Below are 13328 nucleotides of genomic sequence, written 5' to 3' on the forward strand. Positions count from 1 at the left end.
AGGTGTAATTGCGCGAAGACTGAATGACTTCGCGATAGGCAGAAATCGGCCAAATGAAGACATTTACCGAGCCACATGCAAGCATCAAGAAAGAGCGCCCCTCCCCCTGTTGCCCCCAAAATAACAAAGCCCAACACTGGACCAGGATTCAAGATGAGCGTGGATCGCTTATCAAGTATTCATTGAAAGGATGAGCATGATGAACCGAACCGGTCATATCTGCCTGATGGCGACCTATAACGAGTGGATGAACGCAAAGATTTATGAGGCCGCCAGAAGCCTGCCGGATGAAGAGCTCTCCGTGGACAGGAAAGCATTCTTTGGTTCAATTCTCGGGACGTTGAACCACCTGGTGGCCGGCGACACTGTCTGGCTAAAGCGATTCGCCAAGCACCCAGCGAACTACTCGGCGCTGGAACCGATTCAGCAGCTTCCTGCCCTCAAAAGCCTCGATCAGTTGCTGTTCTCGAATATCCGAGAACTTTCGGCACATCGAGTGTGGCTCGACCAGAACATTGTCGAGTGGTCTCGCTCAATTGCAGAGCCGGATCTGGATCACACCCTCCATTACACAAGCATGAAGGGAATACCCGCTGACAGGAACTTTTATGGTTTGGTCATGCATTTCTTCAACCATCAGACGCATCACCGCGGACAAGTGACTACCTTGCTTTCACAAGCGGGTGTCGACATAGGTGATACGGATCTGGTCGCACTCATTCCATCCGAGCACTGCACACAGTAGAAAAGCCTGGCGCTAGACCAGGTATTTTCACAGCTGATCGGGTCGGCGAAACAGCGCAGCCATCCGGATTGGTTGCCGATCCAGAATGACGGTAAACGGTCAAGAACGGCCATTGCGCAACGACAACCCGGTTGCTCCCTCGACACCCTTGTGAGAGGTTGAAGTTTCGCTAATTTTTAGGAAGATCATGGACATTCGATCGACGGAAGCAAAAGACTGGATGCTTTTGAAGAAAGTCCGTCTCGCCGCGCTTTTGGACACTCCGACAGCGTTTGGTGTGAGTTACCAAACTGCCGCCAATTACAGTGACGAACAGTGGAAAGAACGAGCCTCGTCAGCCGGAACGGAATTCTGGCTGGCTATCAAGGAAGACAAAACGGTGGGAATGATCGGTGCCGTGGTCAGTGACGCAAATCGCTATAACTTGATCGGAATGTGGGTTGAACCCACTGCACGTGGCTCTGGCGTGGCAACTCAGCTGGTTGAGGCAGTGAAATCTCGCGCGATAGGGAAAGGGCATGATCGCGTTTTTCTGGACGTCTCTCCCGACAATGCGAGAGCCTCAAACTTCTATCTGAAGCAGGGTTTTTCTTTCATCGATGAATGGGAACCTTTAGAAAGTCACCCGCATATCATGGTTCAGACAATGCTCTGGACTATCCAAAACTAACTCACAAGCGTGTCTGCTCACTGAACGTCCACATGGGGTTGTGGATTCAACCGGTCGATGCAACACAACATTCGTTCCCACGGTGCGGTCGCCCCCTCCCACCAGCCTTTAACTGGACGTTCAAAACCTGCACAATCGCCGGCTTTTTCGCGACAGGAAGTCCCCATGCAACGGATTGTAATTCTGGGCAATGCCGGTAGCGGCAAATCTACCCTAGCCCGCGCCCTCGGCAAGCGCCTGAACCTACCCGTGGTCCATCTGGACACGCTGTTCTGGGAGCCTGGCTGGGTCGAACCCGACGCCGAACAGTTCCGCGCACGGGTTCGCGAAGCGATCGCACCGGACGCCTGGATTTGTGAAGGCAACTACGCGCGGCGAACCTTTGACCTTCGCCTGCCCCGTACCGACCTGATCATCTGGCTCGATACTTCGCGACTTACCTGTTTCGCCCGAGTGATCTTGCGCAGCGTAATGAACCGCCCTCGCCCTGACCTCCCGGCGGGCTGTAAAGAGAAGCTCGACCGAGCGTTCCTGACCTTCCTGAATTTCGTGTGGAATTTCGATCGCGGTTACCGCTCAGGTATCGAGAGCGTGCGCTTGTCCATAGGCCCGGAAATTCCTACGGTGCACTTGCGCGGTAACCGGCAGATTGCCGCATTTCTCGATAGCTTGCCCGCAACGCCTGAAATCTGCCTTGAGTAGAGGCGAACTTTCACCATCCCGACAGTCGATCCGCGCATTTAGCGTTAGCCCAGTGCCTGGGGTTCAAGAGTGTGTCCCGTCCTGAATAAGGTCTACACCTGCTTCAGGACTACACAGGTTTTACTCAAGGCTGCTTCCGGTACATCCCCGTCAGCATCTTCTGAGAATCCGGCTCAGCGTTGTAGTTGATGACCGCGAAGTTTTTCACCAGCTGTATGTGATACGGGCCATTTATCTTGGACGCTTGCGGCTCACGCACAATGATCAGGTTTTCGGTTTCCATGGGCACGATGTGATGCTCGGTCACGATGTCTTTCAAGGTCACAGCGTCCTTCAATGTCACGGTGAACTCCGCCACTTCTCTCCCCTCGGCATCGCGGTCAGGCAGGATCTTCAAGTCCAGATCTCCGTCGCGCCCCAGAAAGTCCCGGCGCATCTGGTAATGGCCGCTGCGCTGGTCACGGTCGACTTCGTTGAGTTTGTCGTAGTCCGGTTCACGGTATTCATCGTGTAGCAGGATCGCCAGTTCGCGGTCGTCACCCTTGGCGCCGCTGACCCATGTGCCGGTGTAGTTGTGGGGTTCGATGGTTTGCCGCGTTATCCGCCAGATACCCGTCCGACGACCATCGTCAGCATATTCGTGAAGGTAGACAAAACTATCGTCGCCGTAGGCTTCCCGAGAACCCACCAGTTTGATCGGCTCACCGCTGCCACCCTTGGTGTACCGCACCTCACCAATGAGGACCGCCCCCTGATCCTGGTACCAGATCTCTACCGGGATTTTGCCGTTGAGGGTTCCGACGAGACTCTGAGAATCTTCGATGACCGGTCCTTCCAGGCTGGGTTGTTCGTGCCACTGACCATCTTTCCAGTCGCCGGTGGTGCGCAGCATATAGCCGCGGGGCATGCTGGAATTTTCGCCAAACTCGGTCGGAGGGACTTCTTCCTGGGTGTACGAGTGAAGCCGGACCAACTCGCCGTCGCGCATTTTCCATTGGGTAACGCGCATCCAGCAGCAGCCGCGGTCAGTTTGCGAATGCAGAATGCCGTCAGTTGGGCTGACCGAGAACATCCCGTTGCTCTCCTTCGCCAGGTCCGTTAAGGCAGCATTGAGGACCCATCGGGTTTGCTGCGGCTCTTGCAAATAGACATCGAAATGCGCTTGGCCATCCACCTTGGGATCTGTGCCGTTGCGAATTGCCAGATCCTGACGACCATCGAAGTTGAAATCGGCGAAGTACAACAAGCCGTAGGGCCCGAGCAACCACGCGTCGGCTTTGTCATTGTGGTTTGCAGGCACGTTACCGGCCTGGGTCTGCAATTGCTGCAGGGTTTCGAGCGTGTTTTTGTCGCGCAAAGTGATGAGCGCTCGCGCCAGTTGATGGGAGTCTTCCGGTGGCTCCGGGAACAGCACTTCCACCAGGTACTTACCACTGGGGTCATTTACCGCAAATGACAGTGGTGCGGCCACGACCGGGGCTACCAAGGCCATGGAGAGGAGCACACCGTTGACGAGCGAACGCATCCAAAGCTTCCTTGCTTAATTTTCGGGGCCGCAGTGTAACGGCATACTCCACCTTATGGTAATTGCGTCACGCCATTAACCCGAGATGCTCACGATGTAGGCCCTCAGGTCTGTCAACGTCAGTTCAGGCTTTGTAGAATCCTGCCAGCGCTCATCATCAATTGAGGCCCGCATTGAAAAGTAGAATAAGACCGGAAATTGAGAGAGCGACCTATGATGAGTTCTTAGAACTTTGGGACAGCGGTGCATTCGAGAACCAGAGATTGGGTCAGGCGTTCTACAACCACTTCCGTCTGCATCGTCTCAGCGAGCAGAGGTTGCTACATGGTCTTTATGAATCTGACGGCAGGAAAGCCTTGAATGCAATTGCTGGAATCTTTCAGATCAAGTAACCACCACTCTTCATTGGCCATTGAATGTAATAGGCGGCTTTGGGGTGTGGATTCAACCGGTCGATGCAACACGACTAAATTCTGTGTAAGCAGAAGGAGTGTTGCATCGACCGGTTGAATCCACAGCCAAAAGCAGACATTGCGACCCGTCTGACAAGCTACCCGAGCCATCCGCCCGAAGCTTGCCGCGTCTGCCTGCGATCATAAGCGGGGCCGAAGCCGCCAGGCCCGCGTGCATAATTGATATGCCCCGGGCCGGCCAGGTTCAGGCGGGCAGCAAAGCCACTGCCTCGACTTCAAATAACATGCCATCCAGGGCCAACCGTGGTACCGGTATCAGGGTACAGGCCGGTGTTGGCGAGGAGCCCCAGAGTTGCTGCAATTGCGCGCCAAAAATCCCAAGGCGCGCATGACTGTGATCGACGATCAGCACCGTCAGCTTGGCCACCTGGCCGACCTCGGCGCCGACCGAACGCAGGGCCGTCTGCAGGTTGGCCAGAGCCTGGCGTACCTGATCGGAAAAGTCAGCCGAAAGTTGGCCATCGGCGGTCTCCCCGCCTTGTCCGGCGATAAACACTAGCTGGGTATCGGCAGCCACTTGGGCCACATGGGAGTAGCCGTTGGCGCTGGGGTCATACAGCCCCGGCGGGTTGGACAAGGTAAGCGGATGTGAAGGTGCTGAGTGCATTGACATGGTGATCTCCTGAATAAGTAACGCCGCGTGCTCAGTGGACGGGCAGGGCCATTGGGCGAATCGGCGCCGCATCGGCTCCGCGCAGCTTCAAAGAGGCCCCCACAAAGGCGAATTGGTAAACGCGGTCTCTGGACAAGCCCTCCAAATTCACCAACTCAATGATCGGTGCGCCCTGCATGGCCAACAGATAGGTGTGCAGCGGCAGGTAGTTGCCATCGACCTCGGAAGGGAAAGTCTCAAAACTAAGATTATCGGCACCGACTACCATGGCGCCGCCGTCCTCCACCAGGAACTTCGCCGCATCCAGGCTCAGGCCTGGCGGGTTGGCCATGTAGGCTTGAGCGTGCTCGTAGTCATGCATGCGTCCGGTGCGGATCAGTACGACGTCACCTTTCTCCAGCGTCACTCGCTGCTTGGCCAGCGCCTGCTGTAAATCGCTGCGGGTGATGCGGTAGCTATCCGCCAGTTGCTCCAGGCCCTTGGCCGCAGGGACGTCGATCATCACCCCGCGGGCGATGATCGGTGGCAGTTTTTCTGCTCCAGTGACATTCCAGCCACGGTCGCCCAGGTGCTGATCGGCACGAAAGCCGTTCCAGATCTTGCCGTCTAGGCCAAAGTGGTTGAGAGCGTCTATATGGGTGCCCATGTGGGCATACATGGACACCGCCGAGCCGCTATAGCTGACGTGCTCGTTCATCGGCTCTCCGACCTTCATCGGGTCGGCGATCACATTGCCGTGGGGGGTGTGAGTCATCCACATCTGGTAGGGCGGGTCACCCGCCGCTTGCCAGCTGGGCATGCCGACGAAGTATTCCACCGCCAGATCGTAGGCCTGGGCACCATTGGTCCGGGCCATGATCGCCGCTTGCGACTGAGGGGTCATCAGGTTCAGGCGCCCGATCTCGTCCTTCTGCCCCCAGGGGCTGATACCCACCTCGGGCTTAGCCAGCGTGCCAGCGCTGCACAGGGAACTGAGCACAGACAAGGCGGCCAGCCCGGTAAGATTTTTGATCCACTCATACCGCAACATGACATGACTCCTTAAGGGGGAGCGATCATGTTATTGGCTTATAAATCATAGATAATCAGCGGCTTCATTGATTGAGTTTCAACCCAGGAGAAACAATATGGATGTATTGGTGGCCATGCGTACCTTTCGCCGCGTGGTCGAGCGCGACAGCTTCAGCCTGGCCGCTCTCGACCTGGGACAGTCCACAGCGGCGGTGAGCAAGCAGGTGCGGCAGTTGGAGGAACGCTTGGGCAGCTTGTTGCTACTGCGCACCACCCGCCGGATGAGCCTGTCCGAGGCTGGGCAGGCGTATTTCAACGAATGCTGCCACCTGCTCGACGAACTGGAAGCCCTGGAACGTGCAACCCAAGTCGGCGCCAGTGAACCCAGCGGTCGTTTACGAGTGAACGCGCCGCTGTCGTTTGGCCTCAAGGTGCTGTCGCCGATCCTGGTGGCATTCATGCAGCGCTACCCAGAGCTGAAGGTCGAGCTCACCCTCGACGACCGCCTGCTGGACGTAGTCAGCGAGGGCTTTGATGTGTCGCTTCGGATTCGCAGCCACCTGCCAGACTCCTCGCTGATCTCCCGACGCCTGGGCGTAGTTGAACAAGTGATCTGTGCCGCACCGGCTTACCTATTGGCCAACGGCACGCCGCATAGCGTCGACGACCTGCGAGAGCATAGCTGCCTGGCATATCGCCTGGCCGAGCATCCCGGCAGTTGGCACCTACAAGGCCCGCAAGGCAGTAGCCGCCTGGAACTGCCAGTGCGCCTTGCGGTGGACAACAGCCTGATGCTCAGCGACATGTTGCTGGCCGGCCTGGGCATCGGTGCCTTGCCTTCGTTCATCGCCAAGCCCTTGCTCGACAGTGGCCAGTTACTGCAACTGCTCCCCGGGCACTCGATGCCTCGGCGCGCGATCTATGCGCTGTACGCCAGCCATAGGCATGTGTCGCAGAAAGTCCGGGTTTTTGTCGATTTCCTCGCCAGTGCACTGGAAGCGCTACCGCCGACGAGCACGTCCATAGGCGCAATGGCACTGCTGGACTGACCCTGTTTCAGTCAAGGTTAAATCACCTTTCGTCTTAATCTGACGCTACACCTGTTTTCGATGAGCGAGATATGCCGATTAAATCGCCCCCTCGAAAAACACTAAACGCCGAAACGCCCGCTGAGCGATTTAGCCAATCTGTTGCATCGGCCGGTTGAATCCACAGTCCCTATGCCGACCAAGCGCCTGAATCAATCATTGTCGACCTGGAGCTCCTGCAGAAAAAACCCAAGTGAGTCCGGGGTTGAGCAATGACTTTTTCCCGAGCGTTGTTCATCCCATGGCATAGCGTCATCGGTGCAGAAATCTCCAATACACTCCATGCTCAGTTCGCCATCGAGAAGTCCAAGCGGAATCCAGAAGTAAGGCGTCTCGCGAAGAGCATTAGGCACGGTCGAGCCACATCGTGAGCAAAAGTCATTTCTGTACCCGCTGGATTTGCGCCAACTGGTGACCGCACCTAGCCCTTCTTCCCATCGAAAGTCGCGAGCTTTGACCACTGTGGCGAGATTATGGCCGACCCCGGTTTGCTTGCGGCACAGGCTGCAATGGCATCGATAAAAAAATCGTGGTTCAACCCCGAGGGAAAAGCGTACAGCCCCGCAAAGACACTGCCCTGTTGTCATGGATATCTCCTTGAAGAACGATTCATCGGTATTCTGCCGGTTCAAGCGTTGGTACCGGAAAAGGGGTGGCCGTTATGTTACTGGCCTTAAACTGGAACATACACAACGAGGAGGCTCGCCCATTTCGAGCCTCCTCAGAAGCAATGGGTCAACTGCCGACCGTAGCGACTTGCTTCGCACGAGCGTTCTGTTTGCCAATCAGAAACACCAATAGCGAACCGATAGCGGTCACTATGCAGAGTGGCATCAGTGCAATTGGAAAGCTCCCGGTCTGATCACGCAGTACACCGATTACCGAACTCATGGCGCCCGTACCCAAGTGGGCAAAAGTATTGATCGCTGCAATCCCGGTGGCCAAAGTCGCCGGCGGCAGGGATTCGGAGCAAAGCGCCCAGAACGGCCCCTTGATCGCATAGTTACCCATCAATACGAGCGTCAGCAGTACCAGCGTAATGGTCAGGGAGTCCGTGAACAGCGTGGCAGCGAAGCTCACCGCAGTAACGGCCAGCGGAATAGCAGTGCTCTTGATCCGCTCCCCGCTCTTGTCTGCACGCAGTCCCCAGTAAATCATGAACGCTGCGGCCATGCCGAACGGAATCATGTTCATCAGACCTGTTTGCATGTTGGTCAGATGGAAGGATTTCAGGATCTGCGGCATCCACAACGACAGCGTGTTGCTGGTTGCCGAACTGCCCATGTAGATAATCGAAAGCACCCATACATATTTGTTGGTAAACACGGCCTTGAGGGTGCCGCTGATGCTGTGAGCGTGCTGAGGAATGCCACTGTCGCGCGCGGCCTTATCGTTAGTCAGTTGCTCGCCTAGCCAATCCTGTTCCTGCTGAGTCAACCATTTCGCTTCGCTTGGGCGATTGGGCAACACTTTCAGCGCGAGCAATCCCAGGGTGATGGCGGGAATGGCTTCAAGCATCAGTAACCACTGCCATCCCTTGAATCCGGCCAGACCGTCCAATTGCAACAGCAGTGCCGACACCGGTGAACCGAGAAAGTTGGAGAGTGGTATCGCCACCATGAATAGCGCAACGATACGAGCCATGTACGCTTTGGGGATGCATTGCGTGAGGTAAAGAATGACGCCGGGAAAGAAGCCGGCTTCGGCTGCCCCCAAGAGGAATCGGGAAATCGAATAGGATATCGGCCCGACCGCAAATGCCGAACAGAAACCGACGATGCCCCAGGTGATCATGATGCGTGCGATCCACCGGCGGGCACCGAAACGCTCCATGGCCATGTTGCTGGGCATTTCGCAGAGTACATAAGCGACGAAAAACAGCGTGGCACCGAATCCGAAGGCACTGGCTGTCAGGCCGATGTCCTGGTTCATGGTCAGTGCAGCGAAGCCGATATTGACCCGGTCAACGTAGGCGATGAAATAACACAGTACGAGAAAGGGGATCAGGCGAATCCCCAATTTGCGCATGGTCGATTTTTCAATGTCAGTACTGGATGGCTTGTTCATGGAAACCGCTCTCTTGTAGTTGTAATAGGCTGCTCTTGCGCAGAACCTCTCGATGCGGCACGAGAGGTTTGACTGCAACGTCGCGCTTCAGGCTTTCTGCACGTTTTCGTTACACGTGGGTGGGATGAAGAGTCATCTGCAAATGCGTGGGTGAGTTTCAGCCTTCGCGTTTTGCAAAACCGAATAACCGTTGAGGTGCTTGCACGAGCAACGAATGGCTAAGTTGCATCGAACACTCCAGGGCTTGCCGCTGATCGATCACTGTGCCGAAACCGATGCTTTTCTCATGCTGCGTGTGTGGCCAGTCGCTGCCCCATACCAGTTGGTGGAGGCCGAAACTTTGCTCCAGCAGCGGTAATGCCGATCGGGCGAAATTGAGGTTTTGTTGCGGCGTACCTCCCAAACGATAAATTCCCGATACCTTCATCCAGATCGACCCTCTCGATCCCAATTCGAGCAACTCGGAAAACCCTGGCTGATCAATTCCCAAACGGGCATCCGGCCGTCCGAAGTGATCAATCACCAGCTTCAAACCGATCGGCGTCAATTGATGGATCAGTGCCGGCAGATCCTTTACCTCCCGATGCAATTCGACATGCCAGTCAAGATCAGCGATGTGGCTGAAAAATTCTCTCCAGGCGCGATCGCGAAAATCAGGTAACGCCTTGTCCATCAGGTTCAAGCGAACGCCGACCACGCCGATGTGAGCCATGTCATTCAACAGGGCACGACTAACGCCCGGCTCCAGCACGACCACTCCTCGCAACCGCTCCGGCACTTGCCTCAGCGCCGCCAGCAGGTAGCTATTGTCGGTGCCCAGAAAGCTCGGCTGCACCAATACGCCGTGACTCAAGCCTTGGGCACCCAGGTGATTCAGATACTCCGCGAGCGTGGCATCGTAGTCAGGGGCGTAGCGCCGTGTAGCGGCCAGCTTCAGCCCCCGGCTAAAGACATGAGCATGGGAATCGATGCCAGTGATCGATGTTGAACAGGTATCAGGCATGGGTTTCATCTATCGCAAGTAATGATCATCACGCTCGGGCGCTTTCGCGGCCGTTCACCGAGACGGACGGGATTGCAGCGTCGAGACTGCGACCACGGGTTTCCGGCAGGCAAAGGGCCGCGATAACGGCCACGCCGTAAGCGATCCCGGCGTCGATGCCAATGGCCGAGCCCAGTGACATGGAGTCACTCATGTGGCCGACCAGAAACGGGAATACCGCCGAGAGCACTCGGCCGAAGTTGTAGCAAAAACCCACGCCAGCGCCGCGCACGTCCGCCGGGTACAGCTCGTTGAACAGTGCACCGAGGCTGGCCGGAATACCCGCTGCGAAGAAGCCGAGCGGAAAACCGAGGAAGAGCATTTGGGTATTGGTCAGGGGCAGGAACACGTAGCACTGCACGGTCACGACGCAGCACAGGGCGAACAGCACGATGTTTTTGCGACGGCCAATACGGTCGATCAAGAATCCGCTGACGACGCAGCCACACCAGAAGGCAAGGATGATCACGGCAAGGTAGCCGCCAGAATTCAGCACCGACAGGTTGCGTTCGGTCTTGAGGAATGTCGGCAGCCACGTCATTACCGCGTGGTACCCGCCGTGTGCACCCAGGCCCAACAGCCCGCCGAACAGTGTCACGCGGATCAGTTCAGGACGGAAAATACCGGCCAGGGATTTGAAAAAACTTTGCGCGATGGCGTGTTCTTTTTGCAGACGCTGGAAGCTGTCGGGCTCCTCGACATTACGCCGTACCCAGATGATCAGGAGCGCCGGCAACAAGCCAACGATGAACATCACACGCCAGGCCATGTCTTGCGGTACGAACGAATAAATCAACGCAAAAACCCCGACCGCCACCCCCCAACCTACGGCCCAGGCACTTTGTACGGTGCCCATCACTTTGCCGCGGTATTTCGGGTTGATGGTTTCGGCCATCAGTACCGCGCCGGCCGCCCACTCACCGCCAATGCCGAAGCCTTGCAGCGCCTTGACCATCAGCAACTGCTGGAACCCGGTGACGAAGGCGGACAGAAAGGTGAAGAAGGAGAACCACAAAATCATCCACTGCAATGTACGCACGCGGCCGTAGCGGTCGGACAACGTCCCCCCTACCCACCCGCCAATGGCCGAAGTGACCAACGTGACGCCGCTGATGAGCCCGGCATCGCCCTTGGTCAGGGCGAAAGCGGCAATTAACGCCGGGATCGCCAGGCCGAACATTTGTACTTCCAGTGCGTCCAGCGACCATCCACCGAAGCAGGCCCAAAACGTTTTGCGCTCCCGAGGAGTGACTTGGCGATACCAGCTGAACATGATTTCTTATCCTTATAGGTGGAACATGAGGCAGCCGAGAGCGAACCGCGCCGCTGCGAGGCCAGTCATGGCAAACAAAACGATGAATCCGCCAGCGATCGATTCGCCGGTGAGCGATCCGCTATCCAGGCAATGCGCTAGCGAATGTCCACGCTGTAACGGAAATGCTCGGCATGCCCACGGGAGCGCCGCCACTCCAGAGGCGTACCGGCGTAGTCACGCGCCAGACGCTCGATCACCACCACGGGACTGTTGACCGGTATTTTCAATAACCGCGCATGCACGTCATTTACCGACTCGGCGGTGAGTGCTTCTTCGGCAGAGGCGACGACCTGACCGCAGAGCTCTTCGTAAATCGGGTAAAGCAATGGCCCTTTTCGATTCAGGTCGATCTCCAGTAGCGGCTGAAACCGGCTGCGAGGCAGCCAGATTTCTTCGGCAAGTACCGGCTGAACATCCAGAAGACGAACGCGGACAATGCGAATGACCGGCGCGTCGATTGGCAGCCCTAGCGCCTGGGCCACCGCCGAGGGTGCGGCCACCGGTTCGATAGACAGAATGCGACTCTCCGGGACCTGGCGTTCACCCGCAGCGGTCTGGAAGCGGAAGAATCGAAAAAGCGATGATTGAAACTGAGGCCGACGAACGAAGGTACCTCGACCTTGCTGACGCTCCAGGATGCCCTCACTGACCAGCGCGTCGACCGCCTTGCGCACGGTGCCAGTGGACAGTGTGTACTCCGCTGAAAGCGCAGCTTCAGTGGGAATGGCCTCCCCCGGACGCCAACGATTGTTGGCAATCTGTTCGGCCAACTGATCACGCAGGCGTTGATAAAGCGGTAGGCGGACATCACTGGACAGGGAATTCATCGACTTTATTCACCTTGTTATCTAGTCATATATATGAATATTGGCCGAGTATTCTCCTGATGCATTTTTCTGTCAATAAGGGTTACCGAACCTGGCGGACGAACGGTGGGTGGATGGGACCTGCCGGAGTAGATCTCCGGACTGGACTCGCCCATCCCGCAGCCCTGCCATACTGTTGAGCATGACCCGTGCAACCTTCCGCTTCTACGAGGAGCTCAACGATTTCCTGCCGGCCGAACGGCGGCGGCAGTCCTTTACCTGCGAGTGCGCGCGCGGGGCGACGGTCAAGCACATGATCGAGGCGCTCGGCATACCGCACACCGAGGTCGAGCTGGTGCTGCTCAACGGCGAGTCGGTGGGCCTCGAGCGGGTGATCTTCGACGGTGACCGGTTGGCGGTGTATCCCAAGTTCGAAACGCTGGACATCAGCCCGCTGCTAAAGGTTCGTGCGCAACCTTTACGGGTGCTGCGCTTCGTCGCTGATGCGCACCTTGGCGGGCTGGCCAACCTGCTGCGCATGAGCGGCTTCGACACGCTCTACGACAATCGCTTCGAAGATAGCGAGATCGCCGAGATCGCGGCGCAGCAAGGGCGCATCGTGCTAACCCGCGACCGCGAACTGCTCAAGCGGCGGATCATCAGCCACGGCTGTTACGTGCATGCCCTGAAACCGTCGCTGCAGTTGCGCGAAGTGTACGAGCGCCTCGACCTGGCGCGTAGCGCACGGCCCTTCAGCCTGTGCCTGCATTGCAACCTGCCGCTGCACGAAATCAGCCCGGAACTGGCCCGGCCACTGGTGCCGCCACGCGTTGGTGCCCTCTATTCGCACTTCCTGCGCTGCGACGCCTGCCAACGAATTTACTGGGAGGGTTCGCACTGGCGCGGCATGTGTGCCCTGCTGGCACCTCTGCTGGACCGATAGCCGAGCGCATCGGGCAGATAACGGACAAAAGCGCTCAAGTGTGCACCGCAAGGCTCTGACCCGATATTTAAGCTGATATCATTCGAAAACGTACAAGCCGAGTAGAAAAGATGAATCGTCGTAAAAAAATAAATCAGTTATTAAAGGCTAACGCCAAAAAGGCCAGCGCCAAATTGGCACCGAAAAGCAAGTCTAAATACATTTGCAAAGCCGACCGATTGAAGCTGGCGGCTGAATCCACTCTCGACTCAATCACTTCTTCCGAGAGCTGATCTGTGTCGCTTAAGCACCACCTGGATTTACACATCAGCAGGCAGTGCTTTCGGCG

Annotated in this window: 14 protein-coding genes; 6 read left to right on the forward strand and 8 right to left on the reverse strand. The window is 56.9% G+C overall.

Translation table 11 applies throughout. The annotated features are described in order from the left end of the window. Nucleotides 1-199: 199 nt before the first annotated feature. The 3 genes from AC3WK5_RS14990 (at nt 200) to AC3WK5_RS15000 (ending at nt 2117) form a co-directional block, all read left to right on the forward strand. Nucleotides 200-745, forward strand: a complete 546-nt coding sequence (locus AC3WK5_RS14990; protein ID WP_103317346.1) for a DinB family protein — start codon at nt 200-202, stop codon at nt 743-745. A gap of 187 nt (nt 746-932) precedes the next feature. Further along, nucleotides 933-1415, forward strand: coding sequence for a GNAT family N-acetyltransferase (locus tag AC3WK5_RS14995; RefSeq protein ID WP_177474917.1), 483 nt, complete (start codon nt 933-935; stop codon nt 1413-1415). A gap of 165 nt (nt 1416-1580) precedes the next feature. After that, nucleotides 1581-2117 (forward strand): P-loop NTPase family protein, encoded by a 537-nt coding sequence (locus AC3WK5_RS15000; RefSeq protein WP_103317348.1) that lies wholly within the window; start codon nt 1581-1583, stop codon nt 2115-2117. A 124-nt stretch (nt 2118-2241) separates the two neighbouring features. Here the strand turns inward: AC3WK5_RS15000 and AC3WK5_RS15005 are convergent, their stop codons facing one another. The 3 genes from AC3WK5_RS15005 to AC3WK5_RS15015 all read right to left on the reverse strand — a co-directional run bounded on the left by AC3WK5_RS15005 (nt 2242) and on the right by AC3WK5_RS15015 (nt 5758). Beyond that, nucleotides 2242-3642, reverse strand: a complete 1401-nt coding sequence (locus AC3WK5_RS15005; RefSeq protein WP_103317351.1) for an XAC2610-related protein — start codon at nt 3640-3642, stop codon at nt 2242-2244. Nucleotides 3643-4299: 657 nt separating this feature from the next. After that, entirely contained in the window at nt 4300-4728 is a 429-nt protein-coding gene (locus tag AC3WK5_RS15010) for a RidA family protein (protein WP_218275938.1), read from the reverse strand. A 31-nt stretch (nt 4729-4759) separates the two neighbouring features. Next, entirely contained in the window at nt 4760-5758 is a 999-nt protein-coding gene (locus AC3WK5_RS15015) for a cyclase family protein (RefSeq protein WP_103317356.1), read from the reverse strand. A 97-nt stretch (nt 5759-5855) separates the two neighbouring features. On the opposite strand from AC3WK5_RS15015, the gene AC3WK5_RS15020 reads away from it, so the two are divergent. Further along, nucleotides 5856-6788, forward strand: coding sequence for a LysR family transcriptional regulator (locus tag AC3WK5_RS15020; protein ID WP_103317359.1), 933 nt, complete (start codon nt 5856-5858; stop codon nt 6786-6788). A gap of 191 nt (nt 6789-6979) precedes the next feature. On the opposite strand, the gene AC3WK5_RS15025 is transcribed toward AC3WK5_RS15020, so the two are convergent. The 5 genes from AC3WK5_RS15025 to AC3WK5_RS15045 form a co-directional block, all read right to left on the reverse strand. Continuing rightward, on the reverse strand, nt 6980-7414 hold the full coding sequence (locus tag AC3WK5_RS15025) for a GFA family protein (protein WP_103317361.1): 435 nt from the start codon (nt 7412-7414) through the stop codon (nt 6980-6982). Between the two features lie 148 nt (nt 7415-7562). Then, nucleotides 7563-8894, reverse strand: a complete 1332-nt coding sequence (locus AC3WK5_RS15030) for an MFS transporter (protein ID WP_103317363.1) — start codon at nt 8892-8894, stop codon at nt 7563-7565. Nucleotides 8895-9051: 157 nt separating this feature from the next. After that, nucleotides 9052-9897, reverse strand: a complete 846-nt coding sequence (locus AC3WK5_RS15035) for an amidohydrolase family protein (protein WP_103317365.1) — start codon at nt 9895-9897, stop codon at nt 9052-9054. 28 nt (nt 9898-9925) lie between these two features. Continuing rightward, nucleotides 9926-11209, reverse strand: coding sequence for an MFS transporter (locus AC3WK5_RS15040; protein ID WP_103317368.1), 1284 nt, complete (start codon nt 11207-11209; stop codon nt 9926-9928). 137 nt (nt 11210-11346) lie between these two features. Continuing rightward, the gene (locus AC3WK5_RS15045) at nt 11347-12078 is read right to left on the reverse strand and encodes a GntR family transcriptional regulator (RefSeq protein ID WP_103317370.1); all 732 of its coding nucleotides are present in this window, start codon (nt 12076-12078) and stop codon (nt 11347-11349) included. A gap of 181 nt (nt 12079-12259) precedes the next feature. On the opposite strand from AC3WK5_RS15045, the gene AC3WK5_RS15050 reads away from it, so the two are divergent. Beyond that, nucleotides 12260-13000: a Mut7-C RNAse domain-containing protein gene (locus AC3WK5_RS15050; protein WP_054597963.1), complete on the forward strand. Its 741-nt coding sequence runs from the start codon at nt 12260-12262 to the stop codon at nt 12998-13000. 110 nt (nt 13001-13110) lie between these two features. Next, nucleotides 13111-13272 (forward strand): DUF2986 domain-containing protein, encoded by a 162-nt coding sequence (locus AC3WK5_RS15055; protein ID WP_081013843.1) that lies wholly within the window; start codon nt 13111-13113, stop codon nt 13270-13272. The last annotated feature ends 56 nt before the right edge of the window (nt 13273-13328 follow it).

It is taken from the genome of Pseudomonas sp. FW306-02-D09B, assembly GCF_058782685.1.

What these genes read in the sequence shown, in the direction of transcription:
- AC3WK5_RS15000 (WP_103317348.1), top strand. Translation starts at nt 1,581, where the DNA reads ATGCAACGGATTGTAATTCTGGGCAATGCCGGTAGCGGCAAATCTACC.
- AC3WK5_RS15040 (WP_103317368.1), bottom strand. Translation starts at nt 11,209, where the DNA reads ATGTTCAGCTGGTATCGCCAAGTCACTCCTCGGGAGCGCAAAACGTTT.
- AC3WK5_RS14990 (WP_103317346.1), top strand. Translation starts at nt 200, where the DNA reads ATGAACCGAACCGGTCATATCTGCCTGATGGCGACCTATAACGAGTGG.
- AC3WK5_RS15005 (WP_103317351.1), bottom strand. Translation starts at nt 3,642, where the DNA reads ATGCGTTCGCTCGTCAACGGTGTGCTCCTCTCCATGGCCTTGGTAGCC.
- AC3WK5_RS15020 (WP_103317359.1), top strand. Translation starts at nt 5,856, where the DNA reads ATGGATGTATTGGTGGCCATGCGTACCTTTCGCCGCGTGGTCGAGCGC.
- AC3WK5_RS15030 (WP_103317363.1), bottom strand. Translation starts at nt 8,894, where the DNA reads ATGAACAAGCCATCCAGTACTGACATTGAAAAATCGACCATGCGCAAA.
- AC3WK5_RS14995 (WP_177474917.1), top strand. Translation starts at nt 933, where the DNA reads ATGGACATTCGATCGACGGAAGCAAAAGACTGGATGCTTTTGAAGAAA.
- AC3WK5_RS15050 (WP_054597963.1), top strand. Translation starts at nt 12,260, where the DNA reads ATGACCCGTGCAACCTTCCGCTTCTACGAGGAGCTCAACGATTTCCTG.
- AC3WK5_RS15035 (WP_103317365.1), bottom strand. Translation starts at nt 9,897, where the DNA reads ATGCCTGATACCTGTTCAACATCGATCACTGGCATCGATTCCCATGCT.
- AC3WK5_RS15015 (WP_103317356.1), bottom strand. Translation starts at nt 5,758, where the DNA reads ATGTTGCGGTATGAGTGGATCAAAAATCTTACCGGGCTGGCCGCCTTG.
- AC3WK5_RS15055 (WP_081013843.1), top strand. Translation starts at nt 13,111, where the DNA reads ATGAATCGTCGTAAAAAAATAAATCAGTTATTAAAGGCTAACGCCAAA.
- AC3WK5_RS15025 (WP_103317361.1), bottom strand. Translation starts at nt 7,414, where the DNA reads ATGACAACAGGGCAGTGTCTTTGCGGGGCTGTACGCTTTTCCCTCGGG.
- AC3WK5_RS15010 (WP_218275938.1), bottom strand. Translation starts at nt 4,728, where the DNA reads ATGTCAATGCACTCAGCACCTTCACATCCGCTTACCTTGTCCAACCCG.
- AC3WK5_RS15045 (WP_103317370.1), bottom strand. Translation starts at nt 12,078, where the DNA reads ATGAATTCCCTGTCCAGTGATGTCCGCCTACCGCTTTATCAACGCCTG.